The sequence below is a fragment of the Nocardioides sp. LML1-1-1.1 genome (assembly GCF_040676175.1).
Taxonomy (GTDB): Bacteria; Actinomycetota; Actinomycetes; order Propionibacteriales; family Nocardioidaceae; genus Nocardioides.
Genome location: NZ_JBEGHK010000003.1, coordinates 14,878 through 39,887 on the forward strand (window position 1 = coordinate 14,878; position 25,010 = coordinate 39,887).

A 25,010-nucleotide genomic window follows, 5' to 3' on the forward strand; every position below is an offset into this window, starting at 1 on the left:
CCGGATCAGGTTGGATAGGGGCCATGGGCAAGATCGCGAGCCGGGTCAAGGACGCCGGGACGAGTCTGAGGATCCTGACCGAGTCCGGCATCGTCCGGCCCTACTCCCCGGTCGTGCTGGGGGGCATGGCCAACGCGTTGCGGCAGTGGAGCACCACCCCGGCGGGTGGCTTCAAGACCATCGCGCTGCGGATGCCGGAGCAGACCGCGATCATCGACGAGCGCGGCTCGCTCACCTTCGCCGAGCTGCAGGCGCGCACCAACGCGCTCGCCCACGGCCTCGCCGCGCGGGGCGTCAAGCCCGGTGACGGCGTCGCGGTGATGTGTCGCAACCACCGCGGCTTCATCGAGGCCTCGGTCGCGATCAGCAAGCTCGGCGCCGACGTCCTCTACCTCAACACCGCCTTCGCCGGCCCCCAGCTGGCCGAGGTGATCGCGCGCGAGAAGCCGCGCGTCGTCGTCCACGACGAGGAGTTCACCGGCCTGCTCGGCGCCGCCGACATCGAGGACCGCGTGCTCGGCTGGACCGACGGCGAGCCCGGCGCGGACAGCCTCGAGGGGATCATCGCCGCCTCGACGAAGGCCGGGCACACCGGCGACCTGGCGCCGTCGGGCAGCAAGGGCCGCACGATCATCCTCACCTCCGGCACCACCGGTACGCCGAAGGGTGCCCCGCGCCCCCAGGGCGGCCTGCCCGCGGCGATCTCGCTGCTGTCCCGGATGCCCCTCAAGAGCGGCTGGACGTGCCACGTCGCGGCGCCGCTCTTCCACACCTGGGGCTTCGCGCACTACCAGCTCTCGATGATGCTCGGCACCGCGCTCGTGCTGACCCGCAAGTTCGACCCCGAGGACGCGCTGCGCCTGCTGCACGAGCACGAGTGCGACTCCTTCGCGGTCATCCCGGTGATGCTGCAGCGGATCCTCGCGCTGCCCGAGGAGACCCTCGACAAGTACCCGCTGCCGCACCTCAAGGCCGTCGCCTCCTCCGGCTCGGCGCTGCCGGGCGACATCCCGGTGCGCTGGATGGACCGCTACGGCGACAACCTCTACTCCATCTACGGCTCCACCGAGGTTGCCTGGGCCTCCATCGCCGACCCGAAGGACCTGCGCGAGGCCCCCGGCTGCGCCGGCCGGCTGCCGCACCAGACCGTGGTCAAGATCCTCGACGCCGACGGCCGCGCGCTGCCGACGGGGGAGTCCGGCCGGATCTTCGTCGGCAACTCCCTGCAGATCGAGGGCTACACCGGCGGTGGCGGCAAGGAGATGGTCGACGGGCTGATGTCCTCCGGTGACGTCGGCCGCTTCGACGCCGACGGCCGGCTCTACGTCGAGGGCCGCGACGACGAGATGATCGTCTCCGGCGGCGAGAACGTCTTCCCCAAGGAGGTCGAGGACTGCCTCGCCAGCCACCCCGGGGTCGCCGAGGTCGCCGCGATCGGCGTCGAGGACGACGACTTCGGCAAGCGGCTGCGCGCCTTCGTGGTCCGCGTGCCCGACGCTGAGCAGGTCACCGACGCCGACCTCAAGGACCTCGTCAAGGCCAACCTGGCCCGCTACAAGGTGCCCCGCGAGATCGTCTTCCTCGACGAGCTGCCCCGCAACGCCACCGGCAAGGTGCTCAAGCGCGAGCTCGCCACCTTCGAGCCGGACGCGTGAGGCCCGACGTGGCCGGACCCGCCAGCACGGCGACCGGCATCGAGCTCGGCGGGCTCGCTCCCGACTTCACCCTGCGCGACCAGTTCGGGCAGGACGTCACCCTGTCGTCGTACCGCGGGCGCAAGGCGGTGGCCCTCGTCTTCTACCCCTACGCCTTCAGTGGCGTGTGCACCGGCGAGATGGGCGGCATCCGGGCCCGCCTCGACGAGTTCCTCACCTTCGACACCGAGGTGCTGGCGCTGTCCTGCGACCCGGTCTACGCGCTGCGCGCCTTCAGCGACTCCGACGGGCTGAACTTCGCCCTGCTCAGCGACTTCTGGCCGCACGGCGAGGTCGCCCGCGACTACGGCGTCTTCGACGCCTCCGTCGGCTGCCCCGAGCGCTCGTCGTACGTCGTGGGGAAGGACGGACGCCTCGTCTGGTCCGTCCACCACCCCAAGCCGGCCGCCCGCAGCCTCGACGACCTGCTCGGTGCGCTGCGCCACGCGGGGGAGGCCTAGTCCTTCGGGTGGGTGCGCCTAGTCCATCTGGATCATTTTTCAACCAATTTCCGCGGAAGAGTTGGATGGCGCGGAGATGGCGGCTAGAGTTCTACTTGTTGAACCGCTGGTGACCCGAGACGCCGGCGGTTCAACTCTTTTTCGTCCCGCCCCTGGCCCGGGCGCTCAGCGCACCCAGGCGCGGTAGGTCAGCACCGTGCGCAGGACCTTGACGTCGTAGCGGCTGCCGCCGCTCGTCCGCGCCTGGGCGTGCACCACCAGCCGCCGGGCCTGGTCCTCGCCGAGCCACCGCGAGCGCAGCGCCGTACGACGGGTGGTGCCGTTGTGCCAGCGCAGGCCCTTGCCGAGCACGGCCGAGCGCCTCCACCCGCGCGGGGTGAGGCCCCACAGGGTGGCGGTCATCCCGGCGCGGGCCGGCGCGCCGTAGGCGTCGAGCCGCCACGCGACCACCCGCTCGACCCTGGCGCCGTCCACGACCAGGCGCATGGTCTGTGCGGCGAGGTCGTCCGTGCCTGCGGTGCTGCGGCAGCGCGAGAGCGAGCGCAGGCCCACCGAGTCCGGCCAGCGGCCCGGGACGGCGACCGACGAGCACCGTCCGGTCCGCGCGTAGCTCGCCTGCCGCGCCGGCGTCCACCGGCGGACGCTCCGCAGGGTCGCGAGGTGCCGGATCCAGGTCGTGCCGACGGTGCGGGTGGTCGTGCCGCCCGCGCCGTCCGGCAGGGTCGCGGTGAGGACGTAGCGCCCGGCGGGGAGCAGCGCGCCGCCGGGCCGGCGCCCGTTCCAGGTCCACCGGTACTCCGAGCCTTCGTCGAGGTCGCCGAAGCAGTCGCTCCGCTGCGGGCACTCGGCCCTGGCCGTGCGGGTGTCGACGCGGGCGCCGCGGGCGTTGCGCAGGACGAAGGTCGCGTCGGGCGGGCTGTCGTACCAGTTCAGGTCGGAGCCGACCGAGACCTCGGCGGTGGCGCCGACCCCGGGGGTCCGGGACGGCACGACGTCCGACGACACCCAGGCGACCTGGGTGTCGCCGGCACGGGCTCCGGCCGTCGTACCGGTGGGGGGACCGGCGATCGCGGGCGCTGCGACCAGCGCGAGCGCTCCCACCAGGGACGCGGCCAGCAGGCCGGTCCGTCGTCGTAGGGTCGTGTGCCTCGTGATGGACCTCATGACCGTGGGACGAGGTGGCCCGCCCCGAAGGTTGACGCGACCCGCACGTCTCCCCGGGCCTGGCCTTCTCCGGTGGGCGCAGAGGGGATCGAACCCCCGACCACTTCGTTGTAAGCGAAGGGCTCTACCGCTGAGCTATACGCCCCAGAATCCGGCCCAGCCTACCGAAACCGAGCGGTCCGGCCGCAAACCGAGGCCGGCCCCCGCGCTCCGCCGATCAGCGCTCGACGATCGGCAGCCGCAGCGCCCCCGGTGCCGCCGCCGGTACGACGGGCCGGCGCGGCGCGACCGGTGCCACCGTCCGGTACGCCGCACCCACGGCGGGCCGCGGGTCGGCGTCGCCCTTGTTGGGCCAGAACGCCATCGCGCGCTCGGCCTGGGCGGTGATGGTCAGCGACGGGTTCACCCCGAGGTTGGCCGAGATCGCGGAGCCGTCGACGACGTGCAGGCCGTCGTGGCCGTAGAGCCGCTGGTAGGGGTCGATCACGCCGGTGGCGGGGGAGTCCCCGATCGCGCAGCCGCCGATGAAGTGCGCCGTGCCGGGCTTGCCGAAGGGCTCACCGAGGGTGCCGCCGTAGAAGCCCTCGGCGGTGTCGGTGCTCATCACCCGGGCCATTCGCTTGACCACGTCGTGCCCGGCGGGCAGCCAGGTCGGGTTCGGCTCGCCCTGTCCCTGCTTCGAGGACAGCCGCCACCCGAACGGCGTACGACGCGGGAAGGTCGTGATCGAGTTGTCGACCGCCTGCATGACGAGCGCGATGACGATCCGCTCCGACCAGTGCCGCACGTCGTAGAAGGTGGCGAGCTGGGGGAGCTTGACGACCAGCTCGCGGGCCCAGCGGCGGACCACGCCGGGCCCGCCGTCGACGAGCACGGTCTGCAGGAGCGACATCGCGTTGCTGCCCTTGCCGTAGCGCACCGGCTCGACGTGGGTGACCGCGTCGGGGTGGAAGGAGGAGGTGATCGCGACGCCCCGGCTGTAGTCGACGCCGGCCCCGCGGGGCGAGATCGCGCCGAGGATCGCCTCGGAGTTGGTCCGGGTCAGGTGGCCGAGCCGGTCGGAGACGTGGGGCAGGTCGCCCTCGGCCTTGAGCCGGTGCAGCAGCCTCTGCGTGCCGAGGGCGGCGGCGGAGAAGATCACGTGGTCCGCAGTGAAGCTGGTGACGGCCGTACGACGCGACAGCTTGGCCTTCGTCCATCGTGCGTCCACCCGGTAGCCGCCACCGGCCAGCGGGCGGACCCGGGTGGCGGTGGTCAGCGGGTGCACCGTCGCGCCGTTGCGCTCGGCGAGGTAGAGGTAGTTCTTGACCAGCGTGTTCTTGGCGTTGTGGCGGCAGCCGGTCATGCACTCCCCGCAGTCGGTGCAGGTGCGACGAGCCGGCCCCGCGCCGCCGAAGAACGGGTCCTCGACCGGGCTGCCCGGCTCCTGGCCCGGTCCGCCGAAGAAGACGCCGACCGGGGTGGGGTGGAAGGAGTCCTCGACGCCGAGCTCGGTGGCGACCTGCAGCATCACCTCGTCGGCGGGGGTGCGCCGGGGGTAGTCGCCGACGCCGAGCATCCGCTTGGCCTGGTCGTAGTAGGGCGCCAGCTCCGCCTTCCAGTCGGTGATGTGCGCCCAGGACGGGTCGTCGTAGAAGGGCGCGAGCGGCTCGTAGAGCGTGTTGGCGTAGACCAGCGAGCCGCCGCCCACGCCGGCACCGGCGAAGATCAGGCAGTCGCTGACCATGTCGATGCGCTGGATGCCGTAGCACCCCGCCGCGGGCGCGAAGAGGTAGCGCTTGAGGTCCCAGGAGGTGTCCGCGAAGTCCTCGTCGGCGAAGCGCGCACCCGCCTCCAGCACCCCGACGGAGTAGCCCTTCTCGGTCAGGCGCAGCGCGGTGACGGAGCCACCGAAGCCGGAGCCGATGACCAGGACGTCGTAGTGGCGGCTCACCCGACGATGCCCCGGGCCCGCAGGTCGGCGATGGCGGCGGCGTCGAGACCGATCCCGGCGAGCAGGTCGTCGGTGTCGGCGCCGAGCTTGTCCGGCGCCGGAGCCGGTACGTCGGCCGGGGTCCGGCTGAACCGCGGCGCCGGTGCCGGCTGGACCCGCCCGTCGACCTCGACGAAGGTGTCGCGGGCGACGTGGTGCGGGTGCTCGTGCGCCTCCCAGGGGGAGAGCACCGGCGTGACGCAGGCGTCGACGTCGGCGAAGACCTCCATCCACTCCGCCCGGGTCCGGGCCCGGAAGCGCTCGGCGAAGACGGCGCGCAGCTCCTCGGCCCGGTCGGTGTCGAAGGGGTGCGGGAGCTCGGCGTCGGCGAGGCCGAGACGGTCCAGCAGCAGCGCGTAGAACTGGGGCTCGACGGCACCGACGGCGACGTACCGGGCATCGGCGCAGGCGTAGGTGTCGTAGAACGCCGCCCCGCCGTCGAAGAAGTTGGTGCCGCGCTCGTGGGTCCACAGCCCGGCGCTCTCCATGCCGTGCAGGAAGGTGGTGAGCAGCGCGGAGCCGTCGACCATCGACACGTCGACGACCTGGCCCTGGCGCGACCAGTGCCGCTCCTGGAGCGCGGCCAGCACGCCGATCGCGAGCAGGAAGCCGCCGCCGGCGAAGTCCGCGACCGTGTTGAGCGGGGCGTAGGGCCGCTCGCCGGCCCGGCCGACCGGCTCCAGCGCACCGGACATCGCGATGTAGTTGATGTCGTGGCCCGCAGCCGCGGCCATCGGGCCGTCCTGGCCGTAGCCGGTGAGCCGGGCGTAGACGAGCCTCGGGTTGCGGTGCAGGCACTCCTCGGGGCCGACGCCCAGGCGCTCCATCACGCCGGGCCGGAAGCCCTCGACGAGGACGTCGGCGTCCTCGACCAGCGCGAGCAGCACCTCCACCCCCTCGGTGGACTTGAGGTCCACGGAGATCGAGCGCTGGCCGCGGTCGAGGTAGCCGGACGGGACGGCGAGCGCGTCGCCGCCGCCCGAGCGCTCCACCCGGATCACCTCGGCGCCGAGGTCGGCCAGCACCATGCAGCCGAACGGTGCCGGGGCCAGGCTCGCGACCTGGACGACCTTGAGACCTTCGAGCGGGCCCGGCATCAGCCGCGGGGCTCTGCGTCGCGCGGGAGGCCGAGCATCCGCTCGCCGATGACGTTGAGCTGCACCTCGGTGGTGCCGCCGTAGATCGTGGTCGCCCGGCCGGCGAGGAGCTGCTCCATCGCGTGGTCGCTGCGCTCACCGGGCACGGCGACCGAGCCGGCCACCCCGAGCTCGGCGACGATGTACTCCGCGATCTTCTGGCTGATGCCCATCGCGAGCAGCTTGCCCGCGCTGGACGTGGTCGAGGTGTCGGCGCCCATGAGCTGCTTGAGCACGACCCGCGCGCCGAGGACGTCGATCGCCTGGCTCTCGGCGAGCAGCTCGCCGAGGCGGAAGCGCGCGACGGTCGACAGGTCGTGGCTGCCGGCGAAGCGGAGCAGGTCGCGGTCGTTGGCGTAGGCCTCCATCTTCTGGCTGAGCGCGACGCGCTCGCTGGCCAGCGCCGTCCGGGTGACCTGCCAGCCGTGATCGACCTCGCCGACGACGTACCGGTCGGGGATGAAGACGTCGTCGAAGAAGACCTCGTTGAACAGCGCGGACCCGGTCATCTCCCGCAGCGGACGGACGTCGACGCCCTCGCTGCTCATGTCCAGCAGGAAGTACGTGATGCCCTCGTGCTTCGGCGCGGTGGGGTTCGTGCGGGCGATCAGGATGCCCCAGTCGGAGAACTGGGCCATCGAGGTCCAGATCTTCTGGCCGTTGATCCGCCAGCCGCCGTCGACCTTCGTCGCCCTCGTCTGCAGCGAGGCCAGGTCGGAACCGGCACCCGGCTCGGAGAACAGCTGGCACCACATGATGTCGCCGCGCAGGGTCGGCAGCGCGAGCTCCTCCTGGAGCTCGGTGGAGCCGTGGCCCACGATCGAGGCCAGCGCCCAGATGCCCATCAGCAGGCTCGGGACCTGGATCTGCGCGGCCTTGAGCTCCTGGGCGATGACGATCTGCTCCAGCGGGCCGGCGGCGCGGCCGTAGGGCTTCGGGAAGTACGGCAGCACCCAGCCGCCGTCCCCGAGCGCGACCAGCTGCTCGTCCTCGTCCTGGATCGCCCCGATGACCTCGAGCTCGGCCCGGACCTCGGCCCGGATCGTCTCGGCCTCGGGCGGGAGCTCGAGCTCCATGGCGCGGCCGGCGCCGGCCAGGGCCGCCTCGGCCACGCGCAGCACGCGGTCCTCACGCGAGCCGAGCACACCGCGGATCGCGAGCGCGCGGCGGTAGTACAGGTGCGCGTCGTGCTCCCAGGTGAAGCCGATGCCGCCGTGCGCCTGGATGCACTGCTGGGTGACCTCGACCGCCAGGTCGGGCACCAGCGCGGCGGCGACCCCGCCGGCGAAGTCGGCGCTGTCGTCGCCCTTGTCGATGGCGGCCGCGGCGTCCCACACCGCGGCGCGGGCCAGCTCCAGGTCGACACCCATCCGGGCGCACTTGTGCTTGATGCCCTGGAACTGCCCGATCGGGCGACCGAACTGCACCCGGATCTTGGCGTACTCCGCGGCGGCCGCGACGGCCCACGAGATCACCCCGGTGGCCTCGGCCCCGAGGACGACCGCGGCGATCGAGCGGGCCCGCTCGACGTCGAGCGTGGCCAGCAGCCGCTCCTCGCCGACGACCAGGCCGTCCGCAGTGACCCGGCCCGAGCGACGCACCACGTCGACGCTGTCCTGGGTGTCGACCTTGACCGTGTCGGGGGAGACCACGACCCACCCGACCTCCCCACCCCGCTCGACAGGGAGCAGGAGGACGTCGGCGTGGTGGGCGCCGAGGACGCCCTCCCAGGTGCCGCTGACCCGCAGCGGTCCGGCGCCGCCCTCGGCCACCGGGACACCGGAGGCCTCCAGCGCGACGGCGGCGGTCGTCGTACCGTCGACGAGGCGGGGGAGCAGCTCGTCGGCCTGCGCGCCGCCGTCGGCCTGGAGCAGCGCGGAGGCGAGGACGGTCGGGACGTAGGGCCCCGGTACGACGTGCCGGCCCAGGGCCTCCAGCGCGACCGCCAGGTCGAGCAGACCACCGCCGGCCCCGCCGTGCCGCTCCGCGACGTGGAGGCCGAGCAGGTCGTAGTCGACCAGCGCCTTCCAGAAGCTCGGCTGCCGCTCGTCACCGGCGCCGTCGATGTCGCGGCGCACCACCTCGGACGTGACCAGGCTCTCGGCGAGGTCGGCGACCGCCTGGGCCAGGTCGACGTGCTCCTCGGTGAGCCCGAGGCCGAGCTCGTAGGACTGGCGTGCCATCTCAGGCTCCCTGGGTCGAGGGGTGGGCGGCGAGCAGACCCTTGGCGACGTGGGTCACCTGGATCTCGTTGCTGCCGGCGTAGATCATCAGCGACTTCGCGTCGCGGGCCAGCTGCTCGACGCGGTACTCGGTCATGTAGCCGTTGCCGCCGAAGAGCTGCACGGCGTCCATGGCGACGTCGGTCGCGGCCTCGGTCGAGTAGAGCTTCATCGCGGAGGCCTCGGCGAGCGTGGGCAGCCGGCCGGCCTTGATGGCGTCGAGGGCGACGAAGACCATGTTCTGCACGTTGAGCCGCGCGACCTCCATCTTCGCCAGCTTGAGCTGGATCAGCTGGAACTCGCTGATCGGCTTGCCCCAGAGCTCGCGCTTCTTGGCGTAGTCGACCGAGCGCCGGTGGCACTCGTCGATGATGCCGAGCGAGCCGATGGCGCAGGCGACCCGCTCCATGACGAAGCCGTCGCGGGCGCTCTCGCGGCCGTCGTTGGCGCGGTCGCTGCGATCCAGCGCCTTCTCGCCGCCGAGCAGGCGGTCCATGCCGAGCCGGACCTCGTCGAAGAACAGCTCGCCGGTCCGCGACGACATCAGGCCCATCTTCTTGAACGGCTTGCCCTGGGTGAAGCCGGCGTCGCCCTTCTCGAGGATGAACGCGAGGACCTGCCGGTCGCGGATCGGCGTGCCGTCCCCTTCGTCGAGCTTGGCGTAGACGACCGCCACGTCGGCGTCCGGGCCGTTGGTCGCGAACGTCTTCGACCCGGTCAGCACGAACTCGTCGCCGTCGCGGCGCACGGTCGTCTTCATCCCGCCGAAGGCGTCCGAGCCCGAGTCGGGCTCGGTGATCGACCAGGCGGCGATGTGCTCGAGCGTGGCGATCCGCTCGACGTACTTCTCCTTCTGCTCCAGCGTTCCCTTCTGCAGGATCGTCGCGGCACCGAGGCCGATGGACACCCCCAGCGAGACCATCGTGCCGAGCGAGACACCGGCGAGCTCCGCGCCGACCACGGCGCCCATGCTGAGCATGTCGAGCATCGGGTTCGGCTCGTCCGAGCGGTCCTTCCCGGCCGGCCGCGGCTCGCCGGCGGCCCGCGCCTCCGCCTTGCGGCGCTCGGCGGCGAGCAGCTTGCGCACCCCGTCCCGCGCCATGTCGGCGGCACCGAAGTCCGCGAAGAACTGCCGAGCCAGGTCGTACGGCGCCCGCTCACCCGACTCGATCTCGTCGCGGACCGGCTCGACGTTCTTCGCGATCCAGTCGCGGACGCCCTCGCGGATCGCCTCGTCCATCTCCGACCATGCGTGCATCGCGGGGCCTCAGCCGAGCCGGTTCGCGAGGTCGGCGATGTCCCACGGGCCGTCGGACTCGATGGCCGAGACGTCGTGCCAGCCGGCGAGCTCCTGGATGACGCCGCCCTGGACGGCGTACACCTTGCCGGTGAGCTTGCAGTCGGCCGCGGCGAGGCGCCCGATGAGGGGGGAGATGTTGGACGGGTGGAAGGCGTCGAACTCGCCCTCGGGCACCTCGGCCGCGAAGATCGCGCCCATGCCGGGCGTGGCGAGGGTCAGCCGGGTGCGGGCGATCGGCGCGATCGCGTTGACCCGGACGCCGTAGCGCTCCAGCTCGTCGGCCGCCACCAGCGTCAGCGCGGCGATGCCGGCCTTGGCGGCGCCGTAGTTGGCCTGACCGGCGTTGGGCATGAACGTGCCCGACGCGGAGGCGGTGTTGATCACCGAGGCGTTGACCTCCTCCCCGGCCTTCGTCTGCGTCTTCCAGTACGCCGCGGCGTGGTGCAGTGGCGCCGCGTGCCCCTTGAGGTGGACCGCGATGACCGCGTCCCACTGGTCCTCGGTCATGTTGGGGATGAAGACGTCACGCAGGATGCCGGCGTTGTTGACGAGGATGTCGAGGCCGCCGAGCTGCTCGATGGCCTGCTGGACCATCCGCTCGGCGCCCTCCCAGGTGGCGACGTTGTCGGTGTTGGCGACCGCGGTGCCACCGGCCTCGGCGATCTCGTTCACGACGTCCTGGGCGGGACCGGCGTCCGAGCCGGAGCCGTCGTTGGCGCCGCCGAGGTCGTTGACGAGCACCTTCGCGCCCTCGCGGGCGAGGAGCAGCGCGTGCTCGCGGCCGATGCCGCGGCCCGCTCCGGTGACGATGGCGATGCGTCCGTCGAGAGTTCCCATGACAGGTGTGTTCCTTCGTGGTGGTGGATCAGGAGAAGACGGCGAGGCCGTCGCGGATGACCAGGTCGTCACCGACCGAGGTCTCGAAGCCGACGGCGCGGCCCTCGGTGGTGGCGTCGGCCGGCAGGTCCCAGAACCGGGTGGTGATGTCCTGGCCGGGCAGGACCGGCTTGGCGAAGCGGACCGCCAGGCGGCGCAGGCGCGAGACGTCGCCGTCGGCGAACTGCTCCAGCGCCGCCCACGAGGTGAACGCCATCGTGCACAGGCCGTGGTTGATGATCCCCGGCAGGCCGGACATCCGGGCGATCTCCTCGTCGAGGTGGATCGGCATCGGGTCGCCGGACGCGGGGGAGTAGCGGAAGGTCTGGTCGTCGTCGACGTGCTGGGTGACCGTGGCGGCCGGCGCTCCGGCCGTGACCGCGGCGTCGAGCGCGTGGCCCGGGGCCAGGTCGCCGACGGTCCCGCCGGCGTCGACGCCCCGGAAGAACGCGGTGATCCACTGCTCGTTGACCAGCTCGCCGTCGGCGTCGCGGGTCTCGGCGTAGACGACGACGGTCGAGCCGGTGCTGAGCGAGGCGTAGCCCGTGGCCCGCGCCTTGCAGGTGAGCACGTCGCCGGGCCGGATCGGCCGGTGGAAGTGGAAGTCCTGCTCGCCGTGGACCAGCTTCATCAGCAGGTCGACCGGGGCCACCTCCAGCGCCGCGGGCGCCATCGAGAAGAAGGTGGGCACCACCGCGAACACCGGCGAGGCGAGCTCACCCTTCAGGTGCGCCTCGATCGGGTCGTTGGTCGCCGCGGCGTACTCCGCGATGCGCTCGGCGGTGACCTCGAAGACCTGGTCCTCTGTCCACTGCCCGAGGCCGGAGCCCTCGAAGGTCACCGCCGTCGTCATCAGGCAGCCACCTGCACCGCGAACTTCTCCAGCGAGGCCTCGAGGTCGGCCTGGGCGTTCTTCGCGACGGCCTTGCCGATCGGGCCGACGATCATGGTGCCGTTGAAGTCGGCGTCCATGGTGATGTTCGAGCCGGTCTCGGCGGGGGCGACGGAGAGCGCGAACTTCACCTTCACGCCGGCCATGCCGGTGCCCTCGATGGCGACGCTGTTGGGGGCGTCGACCTCGGTGACGGTCCACTCGATCTTGTTGGCCATGCCCATGACCGAGACGACCTCGGTGATCTGGGTGCCCTGGGTGACCTCGGTCGGGAGCTCGGACTTCCAGCCCTGGTGGATGGTGAGCCAGTTCTCCCAGGTCGCGAGGTCGGTGAGCCGGTCCCACGCGGTCTGCGGGTCGACGGGGAGGGCCTGGGTGACGGAGACGCTTGCCATGTTCTTGTTCTTCCTTCTGGGTTGGTTGTTGTCAGCTGGCTCGCCGGTAGGCGGTCACGACGACCGCCCCGCCGAGGCCGATGTTGTGCTGGAGGGCGACGCCGTCCTTGCCGGCCGCGGACTCGACCTGACGGGCGTCGGCGGTGCCGCGCAGCTGCCAGGTGAGCTCGCTGCACTGCGCGAGACCGGTGGCCCCGAGCGGGTGACCCTTGGAGATCAGTCCGCCGGACGGGTTGACGACCCATCGGCCGCCGTACGTCGTGTCGTCGTTGTCGATGAGCTTGCCGGCCTCGCCCTCACCGCACAGGCCGAGCGCCTCGTAGGTGAGCAGCTCGTTGGCGGAGAAGCAGTCGTGCAGCTCGATGACGTCGATGTCGTCGGCGCCGATGCCGGCCTGCTCGTAGACCAGCTGCGCGGCCGTGCGGGTCATCTCCTTGCCGACCAGCGACTGCGCCGACTTGTCGGTGAAGGTGTTGTCCATGTCGGTGACCATCGACTGGCCGATGATCTCCACGGCCTGGTCGCCGAGGCCGTGCTGGTCGACGAACGCCTCGCTGGCGAGGATGACCGCGCCGGAGCCGTCGGAGGTCGGCGAGCACTGCAGCTTGGTCAGCGGCCCGTAGACCTGGCGCGAGGCGAGGACCTCCTCGAGCGTGTAGACGTCCTGGAACTGGGCGTAGGGGTTGTTGGCCGAGTGCCGGTGGTTCTTCACGCCCACCTTGGCGAACTGCTCGTTCGTGGTGCCGTAGCGCTCCTGGTGCTCCTTGCCCGCCGCGCCGAACATGTACGGCGCGGGCGGCATCGCGAACTCCTGGAGCTCGGCCAGCGCGAGCAGGTGCTTCATCATCGGCTGTTCGCGGTCGTCGTACGTCGAGCCGAGGGAGCCGGGCTGCATCTTCTCGAAGCCGAGCGCGAGCGTGCACTGGGCGAGGCCGCCGCGGATCGCCTGGGTCGCGAGGTAGAGCGCGGTGGAGCCGGTGGAGCAGTTGTTGTTGACGTTGACGACCGGCAGGCCGGTCATGCCGAGCTCGTAGACGGCGCGCTGACCGGCGGTCGACTCGCCGTAGACGTAGCCGACGTAGGCCTGCTCGACCTCGCGGTAGTCGATGCCCGCGTCGGCGAGCGCCTTGGTCCCGGCCTCCTTCGCCATGTCGGGGTAGTCCCAGTCGCGGGCGCCGGGCTTCTCGAACTTCGTCATGCCGACGCCGACGACGTACACCTTGTTGCTCATCGAGCGAGTCCCTTTCCTGGACAGCGTGTCCGGGCAAAAGTAGATTGGACACCGTGTCCAGTCAAGGGCTTCCACTAGAGTTCACCTCCGTGACCCAGGTGACGACCCCCGCGGCGAAGGCCGACGGTCGTGACGCGCGCTGGGACGAGCACCGCCAGAACCGCCACGAGCGGATCCTCACCACGGCCATCGCGATGATCGACGCCGGCCGCAGCGATGCCGGGGTGGCGGCGATCGCTGCCGAGGCCGGCGTGCCGCGCTCGGTCGTCTACCGGCTCTTCAAGGACCGCGAGGACCTCGACGAGCAGATCCGCCAGCGCATCGTGGACAACATGGTGGAGGACCTCGCGCCGGCGCTGGTCGTGCGCGGCACGATCCGCGCCGCCGTGCGCCGGGCGGTCTCGACGTACGTCGAGTGGGTGCAGGAGCACGCCGAGCTGCACCGCTTCCTCGGCTCCGGCTCGGCCAACCACCCCGAGCACGGCTCGCCCGCGATGTTCGGCGGCAAGGCCGGGTTCGTGCAGATGGCCACGGAGATCATCGACTCCCTCCTGGTGCCGATGTCCGCACCGCGCAAGGTGCCGCGCGGCCTCGTCGCCGACCTCGCCACCGGCCTGGTCGGGATGACCGACAGCGTCGTCAACGGCTGGCTGGCCGCCGACCCCGCCAGCCGCAGCAGCGCCGCCGGGCTCACCCGCTTCCTCTCCGAGGCGGCGTGCGGGCAGATCCTCGGCGCGGCCGGCATCGCGAGGCTCGAGATCGACCTCGACCGGACGCTGCCGGGCTGAACCCTCCTTTCGAGGGGGTCGTCACGACCGCCGCGGGCCTAGGGTGGTGTGCGTCACAACCCTCGAGCGCCCGGAGGCCGCCCGTGTTCGTCCCGTTCAGCGTCAATGACTTCCTCGACCGCGCCGTGCAGGTGTACGGCGAGCGCGTCGGTGTCGTGGACGAGCCCACCCAGCCGGCCGTGAGCCAGGGTGAGCTCACCTATGCGCAGGTCGGTGAGCTGGCGCGGCGCCAGGCCGCGAAGCTGGACGAGCTCGGCATCGGCGTGGGCGAGCGGGTGGCCGTCGTCAGCCACAACAGCAGCCGCCTGCTGACGTCCTTCTTCGGCGTGAGCGGCTGGGGCCGGGTGCTGGTCCCGGTGAACTTCCGGCTCAGCCCGGACGAGGTGCAGTACATCGTCGACCACTCCGGTGCGCGCGTGCTCTACCTCGACCCCGAGCTGGAGGAGTCGCTGGCGGGGGTGACCTGCGAGCAGAAGTACGTGATCGGCGACGACGACGCGCTCTACGCCGCCGAGGGCGCCGAGCCCCGGCCGTGGACCTACGACGAGGGCGCCACCGCCACCATCAACTACACCTCCGGCACCACCGCCCGCCCCAAGGGCGTGCAGATCACCCACCGCAACATCTGGGTCAACGCGCTCACTTTCGGCCTGCACGCGCAGATCAGCGACCGCGACGTCTACCTGCACACGCTGCCGCAGTTCCACGCCAACGGCTGGGGGATGCCGTTCGCGATGACCGGGATCGGGGCGCGGCACATCATCCTGCGCAAGGTCGACGGGGCCGAGATCCTGCGCCGGGTGCGCGACCACGGGGTGACCGTGATGTGCGCGGCCCCCGCCGTGGCGGCCGCGGTGCTGGAGGCCGCGCAGACCTGGGAGGGCGAGATCCCCGGGCGCGACAAGGTGCGGATCATCATGGCCGGCGCCCCGCCGCCGACCAAGACCGTCATCCGGGTCCAGGAGGAGCTGGGCTGGGAGTTCATCCAGATCTACGGCCTCACCGAGACCTCGCCGCTGCTGACCTTCAACCGCACCCGCGCCGAGTGGGACGACCTGCCCGCGGAGGAGCGCGCGCACAAGCTGACCCGTGCGGGCGCGCCCGCCCTCGGCGTACGGCTCAAGATCGACGAGTCCGAGGAGGGCGCCGGCGAGGTGCTGGCCCGCTCGAACGTGGTGCTGGAGGGCTACTGGGAGCAGCCGGAGGAGTCCGCTGCCGCGCTGGCCGGCGACTGGTTCCACACCGGCGACGGCGGCTACCTCGGCGAGGACGGCTACCTGACGATCGCGGACCGCAAGAAGGACGTCATCATCACGGGCGGCGAGAACGTCACCTCGATCGAGGTCGAGGACACCCTGTTCTCGCACCCTGCTGTCGCGGAGGTCGCCGTCATCGGTGTGCCGAGCGAGAAGTGGGGAGAGACGATCAAGGCGCTCGTCGTGCTGACCGGGGACGCGGAGGCCGGCCCGGACATGGAGGCCGAGCTGATCCGCTGGTGCAAGGACCGCCTGGCCGGCTACAAGGCGCCGACGTCGGTGGAGTTCCGCGACGAGCTGGCGCGCACGGCGACCGGCAAGCTGCAGAAGTTCAAGCTGCGCGCGCCCTACTGGGAGGGGCTCACCCGCCAGGTGAACTGAGTCGCGGGGACCAGGCTGGCCGCCCACCCGGCGGCCTGCCACGCCGCGACCGTCGTCGCCGCCCAGTCGCCGTCCGCCTCGACGACGTCGACCGCGGTCTCCACCGGGACGGCGGCCGGCTCGGGCAGCGGCTGGCCGCTGACCGGGTCCACGACCTCGGCGCCGCCGTCGACGCAGGTCACCCGGGTCAACCCGATCCCGAGGCGGCGCTGGTGGAGGGCGAGGCTGAGCGCGGCGACGCCGGCCTCGCCGTACCCCACGACGGAGAGGGCGTCCGGCGGGTGCACCGAGGACTCGCGGGCGTAGCGCACCGAGCGGAGCAGGTCGCGCCCGTCCTCCCAGACCGGTACGACGACGCGCACCCCGCTGCGGGTCGCGATCCGGCTGGCGAGCGCGGCCACGCCGTCCGGGTCGGTGCGCACGTGCGGGTGCCAGAGCAGCAGGGTGTCCGCGTTGGGGTGTCCGTGCACCGAGACCTGGAGGCCGCCCTGCTGTTGCTGCATGGCTCCACCGTAGGCTGAGCCACCTCAGGTCCGTGCGGCAGGAACCCGGTGTGAGACCGGGGCGGTTCCGCCACTGTGATCCTCGCGAGGCGACGAGCGGGGAGAGCCAGACACTGCGCACGGACGCACCGCCGATGAGGGGCGCGAACCCCGAGGAGGAAGCCGTGCGCATCGCACTCCTGTCCACGTCCGACACCGACCTGCTCTCGGCACGCGCCAGCGAGGCGGACTACACGTGGGCGAACCCGGGCCGGCCCGGGCACACCGACATGGCCGCCGCGATCGAGGCGGCCGACCTGGTCGTGGCGCGCATCCTCGGCGGGCCGCAGGACCTGTGCGGCGGGTTCGAGCGGATCCGGGCGACCGGGAAGCCGATGGTGGTGCTGGGCGGCGAGCAGACGCCCAACGCCGAGCTGATGGAGATGTCCACGGTGCCGGTCGGCATCGCGGCCGAGGCGCACCGCTACCTCGCCGAGGGCGGCCCGCGGAACCTCGCCCAGCTGCACGCCTTCCTCTCCGACACCGTGCTGCTCACCGGCGAGGGCTTCGAGCCGCCGGAGGTGATCCCCGCCTGGGGCCTGGTCGAGCGGCCGGCAGCGTCGGCCGGCGAGGACCGCGCACGGGTCGGCGTGCTGTTCTACCGCGCCCACCACGCCAGCGGCAACACCGACTTCGCGCACGCCCTGTGCGACGCCATCGACGCGACCGGCGAGGCCGTCGGCGTGCCGATCTTCGCGGGCTCGCTGCGCTCGGCCCCCGACGCGCTGTTCGACGCCCTCGGCACGCTCGACTCCCTGGTCGTCACGGTGCTGGCCGCCGGTGGCAGCACCCCGGCCGCCGTCAGCGCGGGCGGCGAGGACGAGACCTGGGACGTCGCCCGGATCGCCGCGCTCGACATCCCGGTGCTGCAGGGGCTGTGCCTGACCAGCAGCCGCGAGGAGTGGCTGGCCTCCGACGACGGCGTCACGCCGCTCGACTACGCCAACCAGGTGGCGATCCCCGAGTTCGACGGGCGGATCAGCACCGCGCCCTTCTCGTTCAAGGAGCTCGACCCGGCCGGCCTGCCGTCGTACGTCGCCGACCCGGAGCGCGCCGCGCGGGTGGCCGGTCTCGCGGTCAACTACGCCCGCCTGCGCCGGGTGGCGAACGCCGACAAGCGGATCGCGCTGATGCTCAGCGCCTACCCGACCAAGCACTCCCGGATCGGCAACGCGGTCGGTCTCGACACCCCCGTCTCCGCCGTACGGCTGCTGCGGCGCCTGCGGGACGCGGGCTACGACGTGGGCGACGGCTTCGGCGTGCTGGACATCGAGGACGACACCGTCGCCGGCGACACCTTGATCCACGCGCTGATCGCGGCGGGCGGGCAGGACGAGGAGTGGCTGACCTCGGTCCAGCTCACCGACGCGCACGTCCGGGTCTCCGCCGACGACTACGCGCGGTGGACCGCCGACCTGCCCGAGGACCTCCGCGAGGGGATGGTCGAGGCGTGGGGACCGGCGCCCGGCCGGCTGTTCGTCAACGACAGCGACGAGATCGTGCTCGCCACGCTGCGGGCCGGCAACGTGGTGCTGATGATCCAGCCGCCCCGCGGCTTCGGGGAGAACCCGGTCGCGATCTACCACGACCCGGACCTCGCGCCCTCGCACCACTACCTGGCGGCCTACCGCTGGGTGGAGCACGGCTTCGGCGCGCACGCGGTCGTGCACCTGGGCAAGCACGGCTCGATGGAGTGGCTGCCGGGCAAGAATGCCGCCCTGTCGGCGTCCTGCGGCACGGACGCCGCGATCGGCAGCATGCCGCTGGTCTACCCCTTCCTCGTCAACGACCCGGGCGAGGGCGCACAGGCCAAGCGCCGCGCGCACGCGACGATCGTCGACCACCTGGTGCCGCCGATGGCCCGCGCCGAGTCGTACGGCGACATCGCACGCCTGGAGGGGCTGCTGGAGGAGTACGACAAGATCTCCGCGATGGACCCGGGCAAGCTCGCGGCCATCCGCGGCGAGATCTGGCAGCTCATGCACGCCGCCGAGCTGCACCGCGACCTCGGCCTCGACGAGAAGCCCGAGGACGACGACTTCGATGACTTCCTGCTGCACGTCGACGGCTGGCTCTGCGAGATCAAGGACGTCCAGATCCGCGACGGCCTGCACGTGCTCGGCCAGGCGCCCGAGGCCGAGGCCCGGGTCAACCTGGTGCTCGCGATCCTGCGCGCCGCCCAGGTCTGGGGCGGGCAGTCGCAGGCCGTGCCGGGGCTCCGGTCCGCGCTCGGGCTCGCCCCCGACGCCCCGACCACCGAGGTGGACCGGGTCGAGGCCGAGGCCCGCGAGCTGGTCGAGGCGATGGAGAAGGCGTCCTGGGACCCGGCGCGGGTGGACGACCTGCACGCCGACCCCGCCGTGCGCTCGGTGCTCACCTTCGCCGCCACCGAGGTGGTCCCGCGGCTGGCCCGCACCACCGACGAGCTCGACCACACCCTGCACGCCCTTGCCGGCGGCTTCGTGCCCTCCGGCCCGTCCGGCTCGCCGCTGCGCGGGCTGGTCAACGTGCTGCCGACGGGCCGGAACTTCTACACCGTCGACCCGCGGGCCGTGCCCTCCCGCCTGGCCTGGGAGACCGGCCAGGCGATGGCCGACTCGCTCGTGCAGCGCTACGTCGAGGAGGAGGGATCCTTCCCGACCTCCGTCGGCCTCTCCGTGTGGGGCACCTCGGCGATGCGCACCTCCGGCGACGACATCGCCGAGGTGCTGGCCCTGCTCGGCGTACGACCGGAGTGGGACGAGGCGTCCAAGCGGGTGCACCGGCTGACGACCATCCCGCTGGAGGAGCTCGGCCGGCCGCGGATCGACGTCACGGTGCGGATCTCCGGCTTCTTCCGCGACGCCTTCCCGCACGTGGTCGCGATGCTCGACGACGCGGTGCGGATGGTCGCCGAGCTCGACGAGCCCGCCGACCAGAACTACGTGCGCGCCCACGCGCAGGCCGACGTCGCCGAGCACGGTGACGAGCGTCGCGCCACGACCCGGATCTTCGGCTCCAAGCCCGGGTCCTACGGCGCCGGCATCCTCCAGGCGGTCGAGTCGGGCACCTGGCGCGACGACGCCGACCTCGCCGAGGTCTACACCGCGTGGGGCGGCTTCGCCTACGGCCGCGACCTGGACGGCGTGCCGGCCTCCGACGACATGCGCGCCAACTACAAGCGGATCAAGGTCGCCGCGAAGAACATCGACACCCGCGAGCACGACATCGCCGACAGCGACGACTACTTCCAGTACCACGGCGGGATGGTTGCGACCGTGCGCGCGCTGACCGGCGCCGACCCCAAGGCCTACGTCGGCGACTCCACCACCCCCGACGCGGTCCGCACGCGCACCCTGCAGGAGGAGACCAACCGGGTGTTCCGCGCCCGCGTGGTCAACCCGCGCTGGATCGGTGCGATGCAGCGCCACGGCTACAAGGGCGCCTTCGAGCTGGCCGCGACCGTGGACTACCTCTTCGGCTTCGACGCCACCGCCGGCGTCGTGCACGACTGGATGTACGAGTCGCTGGCCAAGTCCTACGTGCTCGACGAGACCAACCAGGAGTTCCTGCGGAAGTCGAACCCCTGGGCGTTGCGCAGCATCGTCGAGCGGCTGCACGAGGCCAAGGACCGCGGCCTGTGGGAGTCGCCCGACCCGGAGCTGCTCGCGGCCCTGCAGGCGGCCTACCTGGAGGTCGAGGGCGACCTCGAGGACGACGCTCGGTGACCGAGCCCGTCGAGATCCGCGTCATCGGCTTCGGGATGGGGCCGCAGCACGTCACGCCCGAGGCGGCCGCGGCGCTGCGCGGGTGCGACTACGCCCTCGCGGTGCAGAAGGGCGACGACGACCCGCTGCTGGCCGTGCGGCAGGCGGTGGCCGACGCGCACGGGGTCGAGCTCGTCGTCGTACGCGACCCGGAGCGGGACCGCTCCCCGGGCCTGGACCGCGCGGGCTACGAGGGCGCCGTCGCCGACTGGTACGACGCCCGGCTGGCCGCCTATCGCGCCGTGCTCGACGAGCGCGGCGGCACGTGCGCCTTCCTGGTCTGGGGCGACCCCTCGCTGTACGACGGCACGATCCGCATCGTGCGCGAGCTCGGCGTCACCTTCGACGTGCTGCCCGGGATCAGCGCCCCGCAGGTGCTCGCCGCGCGGCACGGGATCGTGCTGCACGAGGTCGGCAGGCCGGTGCACGTGACGACCGCTCGCCGCCTGCGCGCCGACGTCGCGGGCGGGCAGGACAACGTGGTGGTGATGCTGACCGCCGGCGTCGACCTCGACGGCTTCGGCGACTGGACGATCTGGTGGGGCGCCAACCTCGGCGGCGTGGGGGAACGGCTCGTCAGCGGCCGGGTCGGTGACGTGCTCGACGAGCTGGTCGCGGCCCGGGAGGCGGCCAGGGCGGAGGCCGGCTGGGTGATGGACCTGTTCCTGCTGAGGGGGCCTGCCGATGGCGCTGCCTGAGCGCGACGTCCTGCTGTGCCGCGACTGCTGCTGCGGCACCACCACGAAGCATCCCGAGGTCGACCACCGCACCCAGCGCGACGAGATCGAGGCGCTCGACGACCCCGCCGGCCGGCGCGGGCCGCGGGTGCGGGTCCGGGTGGTCGACTGCCTCGACGAGTGCGACCGGTCGAACGTCGTGCTGGTCCGGGACTTCACCTGGAACCCCGGCGGCCGGCGGCCGAAGGACTTCTGGCTCGGCGGCGTGCTGTCCTCGGCGAGCACCGCGGCGGTCGTCGACTGGGTCCGCGAGGGCGGCCCGGTGCCGGCGTCGCTCCAGCGCCACCTGTTCCGGGGCAAGCGCGGATGACCGGGGCAGCCCTGCTCGTCGCGGGGATGACCTCCGACGCGGGGAAGAGCGTGGTGACGACGGGCCTGTGCCGGGCGTTCGCGCGACGCGGGATCCGGGTGGCGCCGTACAAGGCGCAGAACATGTCGAACAACTCGATGGTCGTGCGGGGCGTCGACGGCGAGCCCGGCGAGATCGGACGTGCCCAGTGGGTGCAGGCGCTGGCCGCCGGCGTCGAGCCCGAGGTCGCGATGAACCCGGTGCTGCTCAAGCCCGGCAGCGACCGCCGCAGCCACGTGGTGCGGATGGGCCGCCCCGACGGCGAGGTCTCCGCCCGTGACTGGCACGACGGCCGGGCTCGTCTGGCGGCGAGCGCCTTCGCGGCCTTCGACGACCTGCGCTCGCGCTTCGACCTGGTGGTCGCGGAGGGCGCGGGCAGCCCCGCGGAGATCAACCTGCGCTCCAGCGACTACGTCAACATGGGGCTGGCCCGGCACGGCGACGTGCCGACGGTCGTGGTGGGCGACATCGACCGCGGTGGGTGGTTCGCCGCGGCGTACGGGACGCTGATGCTGCTGGACGAGGCGGACCAGGCGCTGGTCAAGGGGTACGTCGTCAACAAGTTCCGCGGCGACGTCGAGCTCCTGCGCCCGGGGCTCGCCGACCTGGAGCGGCGCACCGGCCGGCCGACGTACGGCGTGCTGCCGTGGCACCCGGGGCTGTGGCTGGACTCCGAGGACGCGCTCGACCTCGACGGCCGCCGGGCGCCGGTGGGCAGCGACGCGCGCACCGTCGCGGTGGTCCGGCTGCCGCGGATCAGCAACTTCACCGACGTCGACGCGCTCGGCCTGGAGCCGGGCCTGGACGTCCGCTTCGTGTCCGACCCGGCGCGGCTGGCCGAGGCCGACTTGGTGGTGCTGCCGGGCACCCGCGCCACGCTCGCGGACCTGGCGTGGCTGCGCGAGCGCGGCCTGGACCTCGCGATCCAGCGGCACGCCGCGGCCGGTCGGCCCGTCCTCGGCATCTGCGGCGGCTGCCAGATGCTCGGTGCCCGGATCGAGGACCCCGAGGGGATCGAGGGGGAGGCCGGTGCGGCCGTCGCCGGGCTCGGCCTGCTCGACCTGACCACCCGCTTCGGCGCGGAGAAGCGGCTCGCCCTGCTGGAGCCGGCGGGCTACGAGATCCACCACGGCCGGGTCACCGGCACGACGACCGACGGCCCGGTCACCGGCACCATGGTGCACGGCAGCCTGGAGGACGACGCCACCCGTGCGGCCTTCCTGCGCGGCGCGCTCGGGGCCGAGTCCCAGGCGTCCTTCCCGGCCGCCCGCGCGGCCCGGCTGGACCTGCTCGGCGACCTCGTCGAGGAGCACCTCGACCTCGACGCACTGCTGGGGCTGACCCGGTGAGGGTGCTGCTGCTCGGCGGCACGGGGGAGGCCCGGGCGCTCGCGGCGCGGCTCGTGGAGGACGGCGTCGCCGTGGTCTCCTCGCTGGCGGGCCGGGTGGCCCGCCCGCGGCTGCCGGTCGGGAAGGTCCGGATCGGCGGCTTCGGGGGAGTCGAGGGGCTGCGGGCGGCCCTCGCCGGGTTCGACGTCGTCGTCGACGCCACCCACCCGTTCGCCCAGGGCATCAGCCGCAACGCGGCGGCGGCCTGTGCTGCCGAGGACGTGCCGCTGCTGCGCCTCCAGCGACCCGGCTGGGCCGAGCGGGCGACCCCGTCGTGGATCTGGGTGGACACCCACGAGCAGGCCGCGACCGTGGCCGGCGAGCTCGGCAGCCGGCCGTTCCTGACCGTGGGCCGCCAGGAGCTGGCCCGGTTCGTGCCGGCGCTCAACGAGCACGAGGTGCTCGCCCGGGTGGTGGACCCGCCGGAGATCGAGGTCCCCTCGGCGTGGGAGCTGCTCACCTCGCGCGGGCCCTACACGCTGGAGGGTGAGCGGGCGCTGCTCGCCGACCGCGACGTGCTGGTCACCAAGGACTCCGGCGGCGAGCACACCTGGCCCAAGATGGCGGCCGCGGCGGAGCGACGGATGCCCGTCGTGCTGGTACGCCGCCCGGCGCCCCCGCCCGGCGTACGGACGGTCGCGGAGGTCGACGCAGTGCTCGCCTGGCTGCGCGAGCGCTAGACGTCGGCGGGCGTCGCCTCGTGCCCCGGCCGCCCGTCGGTGCGCCGGTCCTCCTTCATCTCCGCCTCGTAGAGGTGCCGCTTGCCCTCGACGAGCTGCTCACGAGCGAAGCGGTCGAGCTCCTTGAACGTGGCGTAGTAGCCGTCGTCGTACTCCTCGACGACCTGGAAGGTCCACCGGCCCGGGAGCACGTTGCGCCCGACGAGCTCACGCTCGATGCGGTCGGCCAGCTCGGTGTGCCCGGCCTCGCGGAGCTGGTCCACGCCCTCGCCGAGGGTGAGGTCGGCGGTGCCGCTGAGCCGGTGGAAGGTGTAGAGGTGGCCGCGGGCGACCTCGACCGCCTCCAGCGCCTCGGAGATCTTGCCGAGCGCCTCGACCGTCAGGTCGTCGACGCCCTCGGGACGGGTGTGCTCCTCGTCGATCGTCATGGCATCGATGATGCCCGCGACCGGCGAGGAGCACACGGGTGACCGTCGCCTCAGAGCGCCGCGCGCAGCCCGTCGGCGAGCGAGGTCGCCGGGCGGCCGAGCAGGGACTCCAGGTCGTCGGTGTCGACCTCGAGCTCGCCGCGGCACAGGCCGAGGTCGGCGTCGGCGAGGACGGCGGCGTACGGCTCGGGCAGGCCGGCGCCGACGAGGACCTTGCGCAGCTCCTCGGCCGGCACGTCGGTGTAGGTCACCGGCTGCCCGAGGACCTCGCTGACGGTGGCGGCCAGCTCGGTCAGGGTGACCGCGGCGCCGCCGAGCTCGTAGACGGGCTTCGGCTGCTCGGCGACCAGGACGGCCGCTGCGGCCTCGGCGAGGTCGGCGCGGGTCGCGGGGCTGACCTTGCCGTCGCCGGCGGCGCCGAGGACGGTGCCGTGCTCGCGGTAGGTGTCGAGCTGGCCGCTGTAGTTCTCGACGTACCAGCTGTTGCGCAGGAAGGACGACGGCAGGCCGGAGGCGGTGATGGCCTCCTCGGTGGCGCGGTGCTCGGCGGCCAGCTGCATGCCGTTGGTGTCGGCGTGCGGGATGCTGGTGTAGGCGAGCAGGCTCACCCCGGCGGCCTTGGCCGCGTCGATGACGTTCTGGTGCTGCGGCAGGCGCTGGCCGACCTCGCTGCCGGAGATGAGCAGCACGCGGTCGGCGCCGGCGAGCGCCTCGGTGACGGCCTCGGCGTCGGTGTAGTCGACCTTGCGGGTGGTGACACCGAGGGCGGCGAGGTCGGCGAGGCGGGCCTCGTCGCGGCCGAGCGCGACGATGTCGGTGGCGGGGACGCCCTTCGCGAGCAGGGCGGGGACGACGAGGCGGCCGAGCTGGCCGGTGGCGCCGGTGACGACGGTGGTCATGGGATGTCCTTCCGGGGGATGAGCGGGTACGTCCGTCGTCAACGGGGTGGTCGGTGAGTTACTTCCCGAGAGTTAGTACGCACTTTGAAGTAAGGTACTTCCGTGGCGGAAAGCATCTTCGAGACCTACCCCGGCGGCGTCTTCCCGGCGGCCTGCTCCAGCCGGGTGCTGCTCGACCACGTGATGAGCAAGTGGGGCGTGCTGGTGCTGGTCTCGCTCACCGACGGCACCCAGCGCTGGAGCGAGCTGCGCCGCCGGGCCGAGGGCGTCAGCGAGAAGATGCTCGCCCAGACCCTGCGCACCCTGGAGGCCGACGGCCTGGTCCACCGCGAGCAGCAGCCGGTGATGCCGCCGCGGGTCGACTACAGCCTGACCCCGCTCGGAGAGGAGCTCGCCGAGGTGCTGGTCCCGCTGCTGCGCTGGGTCGGGCGCAACGCCGACGACATCATCGGTGCCCCGGCGGCGTCCTGAGC

Annotated in this window: 22 protein-coding genes, 1 tRNA gene and 1 riboswitch; of the genes, 10 read left to right on the plus strand and 13 right to left on the minus strand. The window is 72.6% G+C overall.

What is annotated here, in order from left to right; translation table 11 throughout:
* The first annotated feature begins 23 nt into the window (after positions 1-23).
* Both MRBLML1_RS11110 and MRBLML1_RS11115 read left to right on the plus strand, forming a co-directional pair.
* Positions 24-1,655 (plus strand): AMP-binding protein, encoded by a 1,632-nt coding sequence (locus MRBLML1_RS11110; protein WP_364515714.1) that lies wholly within the window; start codon positions 24-26, stop codon positions 1,653-1,655.
* Positions 1,652-2,155 carry a peroxiredoxin gene (locus MRBLML1_RS11115; protein ID WP_364515717.1) on the plus strand — a complete coding sequence of 168 codons (504 nt, stop codon included), beginning with the start codon at positions 1,652-1,654 and terminating at the stop codon, positions 2,153-2,155. The genes MRBLML1_RS11110 and MRBLML1_RS11115 overlap by 4 nt, the downstream gene beginning before the upstream one ends.
* 165 nt (positions 2,156-2,320) lie before the next feature.
* Here MRBLML1_RS11115 and MRBLML1_RS11120 read toward each other — a convergent pair whose 3' ends face one another.
* The 10 genes from MRBLML1_RS11120 to MRBLML1_RS11165 form a co-directional block, all read right to left on the minus strand.
* Positions 2,321-3,319, minus strand: a complete 999-nt coding sequence (locus MRBLML1_RS11120; RefSeq protein ID WP_364515719.1) for a hypothetical protein — start codon at positions 3,317-3,319, stop codon at positions 2,321-2,323.
* 73 nt (positions 3,320-3,392) lie between these two features.
* A tRNA-Val gene (locus MRBLML1_RS11125) sits at positions 3,393-3,464 on the minus strand.
* 72 nt (positions 3,465-3,536) lie between these two features.
* On the minus strand, positions 3,537-5,252 hold the full coding sequence (locus tag MRBLML1_RS11130) for a GMC family oxidoreductase (RefSeq protein WP_364515722.1): 1,716 nt from the start codon (positions 5,250-5,252) through the stop codon (positions 3,537-3,539).
* The gene (locus tag MRBLML1_RS11135) at positions 5,249-6,388 is read right to left on the minus strand and encodes a CaiB/BaiF CoA transferase family protein (RefSeq protein WP_364515725.1); all 1,140 of its coding nucleotides are present in this window, start codon (positions 6,386-6,388) and stop codon (positions 5,249-5,251) included. Before MRBLML1_RS11135 ends, MRBLML1_RS11130 begins: the two co-directional genes overlap by 4 nt.
* Positions 6,388-8,610 (minus strand): acyl-CoA dehydrogenase, encoded by a 2,223-nt coding sequence (locus tag MRBLML1_RS11140; protein ID WP_364515728.1) that lies wholly within the window; start codon positions 8,608-8,610, stop codon positions 6,388-6,390. The genes MRBLML1_RS11135 and MRBLML1_RS11140 overlap by 1 nt, the downstream gene beginning before the upstream one ends.
* Position 8,611: 1 nt before the next feature.
* Positions 8,612-9,907, minus strand: coding sequence for an acyl-CoA dehydrogenase family protein (locus MRBLML1_RS11145; protein ID WP_364515731.1), 1,296 nt, complete (start codon positions 9,905-9,907; stop codon positions 8,612-8,614).
* A gap of 9 nt (positions 9,908-9,916) precedes the next feature.
* Entirely contained in the window at positions 9,917-10,786 is an 870-nt protein-coding gene (locus MRBLML1_RS11150; RefSeq protein ID WP_364515734.1) for an SDR family oxidoreductase, read from the minus strand.
* A gap of 28 nt (positions 10,787-10,814) precedes the next feature.
* Complete coding sequence (locus MRBLML1_RS11155) at positions 10,815-11,678, minus strand: MaoC/PaaZ C-terminal domain-containing protein (protein ID WP_364515736.1); 864 nt, start codon at positions 11,676-11,678, stop codon at positions 10,815-10,817.
* A complete protein-coding gene (locus tag MRBLML1_RS11160) occupies positions 11,678-12,112 on the minus strand; it encodes a type II toxin-antitoxin system Rv0910 family toxin (protein WP_364515738.1) in 435 nt (144 codons plus the stop codon). Before MRBLML1_RS11160 ends, MRBLML1_RS11155 begins: the two co-directional genes overlap by 1 nt.
* A 31-nt stretch (positions 12,113-12,143) precedes the next feature.
* The gene (locus MRBLML1_RS11165) at positions 12,144-13,343 is read right to left on the minus strand and encodes a lipid-transfer protein (RefSeq protein WP_364515740.1); all 1,200 of its coding nucleotides are present in this window, start codon (positions 13,341-13,343) and stop codon (positions 12,144-12,146) included.
* A gap of 89 nt (positions 13,344-13,432) precedes the next feature.
* On the opposite strand from MRBLML1_RS11165, the gene MRBLML1_RS11170 reads away from it, so the two are divergent.
* The gene (locus MRBLML1_RS11170; RefSeq protein WP_364515742.1) at positions 13,433-14,131 is read left to right on the plus strand and encodes a TetR/AcrR family transcriptional regulator; all 699 of its coding nucleotides are present in this window, start codon (positions 13,433-13,435) and stop codon (positions 14,129-14,131) included.
* 83 nt (positions 14,132-14,214) lie between these two features.
* Positions 14,215-15,768, plus strand: coding sequence for an AMP-binding protein (locus MRBLML1_RS11175; protein ID WP_364515744.1), 1,554 nt, complete (start codon positions 14,215-14,217; stop codon positions 15,766-15,768).
* On the opposite strand, the gene MRBLML1_RS11180 is transcribed toward MRBLML1_RS11175, so the two are convergent.
* Entirely contained in the window at positions 15,735-16,271 is a 537-nt protein-coding gene (locus MRBLML1_RS11180) for a hypothetical protein (protein ID WP_364515746.1), read from the minus strand. The two genes, MRBLML1_RS11175 and MRBLML1_RS11180, sit on opposite strands and share 34 nt — an antisense overlap.
* A 9-nt stretch (positions 16,272-16,280) precedes the next feature.
* A riboswitch (cobalamin riboswitch) is annotated at positions 16,281-16,396 on the plus strand.
* Between the two features lie 39 nt (positions 16,397-16,435).
* Between MRBLML1_RS11180 and cobN the strand changes: the two genes are divergently transcribed.
* From cobN to MRBLML1_RS11205, 5 genes are read left to right on the plus strand one after another with little or no spacing between them, the layout of a single operon-like run.
* Entirely contained in the window at positions 16,436-20,017 is a 3,582-nt protein-coding gene (cobN, locus tag MRBLML1_RS11185; protein WP_364515748.1) for a cobaltochelatase subunit CobN, read from the plus strand.
* Entirely contained in the window at positions 20,014-20,754 is a 741-nt protein-coding gene (gene cobF / locus MRBLML1_RS11190; RefSeq protein ID WP_364515750.1) for a precorrin-6A synthase (deacetylating), read from the plus strand. The genes cobN and cobF overlap by 4 nt, the downstream gene beginning before the upstream one ends.
* Positions 20,741-21,103 (plus strand): hypothetical protein, encoded by a 363-nt coding sequence (locus MRBLML1_RS11195; protein WP_364515752.1) that lies wholly within the window; start codon positions 20,741-20,743, stop codon positions 21,101-21,103. The genes cobF and MRBLML1_RS11195 overlap by 14 nt, the downstream gene beginning before the upstream one ends.
* Positions 21,100-22,491: a cobyric acid synthase gene (locus MRBLML1_RS11200; protein ID WP_364515754.1), complete on the plus strand. Its 1,392-nt coding sequence runs from the start codon at positions 21,100-21,102 to the stop codon at positions 22,489-22,491. The genes MRBLML1_RS11195 and MRBLML1_RS11200 overlap by 4 nt, the downstream gene beginning before the upstream one ends.
* Complete coding sequence (locus MRBLML1_RS11205; protein WP_364515756.1) at positions 22,488-23,210, plus strand: cobalt-precorrin-6A reductase; 723 nt, start codon at positions 22,488-22,490, stop codon at positions 23,208-23,210. The genes MRBLML1_RS11200 and MRBLML1_RS11205 overlap by 4 nt, the downstream gene beginning before the upstream one ends.
* On the opposite strand, the gene MRBLML1_RS11210 is transcribed toward MRBLML1_RS11205, so the two are convergent.
* Together MRBLML1_RS11210 and MRBLML1_RS11215 are read right to left on the minus strand one after the other, a co-directional pair.
* Positions 23,207-23,638, minus strand: coding sequence for a hypothetical protein (locus tag MRBLML1_RS11210; protein ID WP_364515758.1), 432 nt, complete (start codon positions 23,636-23,638; stop codon positions 23,207-23,209). The genes MRBLML1_RS11205 and MRBLML1_RS11210 overlap by 4 nt on opposite strands.
* Before the next feature lie 50 nt (positions 23,639-23,688).
* Positions 23,689-24,537: an SDR family oxidoreductase gene (locus MRBLML1_RS11215; RefSeq protein ID WP_364515760.1), complete on the minus strand. Its 849-nt coding sequence runs from the start codon at positions 24,535-24,537 to the stop codon at positions 23,689-23,691.
* A 102-nt stretch (positions 24,538-24,639) separates the two neighbouring features.
* On the opposite strand from MRBLML1_RS11215, the gene MRBLML1_RS11220 reads away from it, so the two are divergent.
* Complete coding sequence (locus MRBLML1_RS11220) at positions 24,640-25,008, plus strand: winged helix-turn-helix transcriptional regulator (protein WP_364515762.1); 369 nt, start codon at positions 24,640-24,642, stop codon at positions 25,006-25,008.
* Positions 25,009-25,010: the final 2 nt, after the last annotated feature.

Excerpts from the sequence above, each read along its gene's own strand:
- MRBLML1_RS11110 (WP_364515714.1), top strand. The coding sequence starts at position 24 with ATGGGCAAGATCGCGAGCCGGGTCAAGGACGCCGGGACGAGTCTGAGG.
- MRBLML1_RS11120 (WP_364515719.1), bottom strand. The coding sequence starts at position 3,319 with ATGAGGTCCATCACGAGGCACACGACCCTACGACGACGGACCGGCCTG.
- MRBLML1_RS11135 (WP_364515725.1), bottom strand. The coding sequence starts at position 6,388 with ATGCCGGGCCCGCTCGAAGGTCTCAAGGTCGTCCAGGTCGCGAGCCTG.
- MRBLML1_RS11140 (WP_364515728.1), bottom strand. The coding sequence starts at position 8,610 with ATGGCACGCCAGTCCTACGAGCTCGGCCTCGGGCTCACCGAGGAGCAC.
- MRBLML1_RS11145 (WP_364515731.1), bottom strand. The coding sequence starts at position 9,907 with ATGCACGCATGGTCGGAGATGGACGAGGCGATCCGCGAGGGCGTCCGC.
- MRBLML1_RS11150 (WP_364515734.1), bottom strand. The coding sequence starts at position 10,786 with ATGGGAACTCTCGACGGACGCATCGCCATCGTCACCGGAGCGGGCCGC.
- MRBLML1_RS11155 (WP_364515736.1), bottom strand. The coding sequence starts at position 11,678 with ATGACGACGGCGGTGACCTTCGAGGGCTCCGGCCTCGGGCAGTGGACA.
- MRBLML1_RS11160 (WP_364515738.1), bottom strand. The coding sequence starts at position 12,112 with ATGGCAAGCGTCTCCGTCACCCAGGCCCTCCCCGTCGACCCGCAGACC.
- MRBLML1_RS11165 (WP_364515740.1), bottom strand. The coding sequence starts at position 13,343 with ATGAGCAACAAGGTGTACGTCGTCGGCGTCGGCATGACGAAGTTCGAG.
- MRBLML1_RS11180 (WP_364515746.1), bottom strand. The coding sequence starts at position 16,271 with ATGCAGCAACAGCAGGGCGGCCTCCAGGTCTCGGTGCACGGACACCCC.
- MRBLML1_RS11195 (WP_364515752.1), top strand. The coding sequence starts at position 20,741 with ATGGCGCTGCCTGAGCGCGACGTCCTGCTGTGCCGCGACTGCTGCTGC.
- MRBLML1_RS11200 (WP_364515754.1), top strand. The coding sequence starts at position 21,100 with ATGACCGGGGCAGCCCTGCTCGTCGCGGGGATGACCTCCGACGCGGGG.
- MRBLML1_RS11210 (WP_364515758.1), bottom strand. The coding sequence starts at position 23,638 with ATGACGATCGACGAGGAGCACACCCGTCCCGAGGGCGTCGACGACCTG.
- MRBLML1_RS11215 (WP_364515760.1), bottom strand. The coding sequence starts at position 24,537 with ATGACCACCGTCGTCACCGGCGCCACCGGCCAGCTCGGCCGCCTCGTC.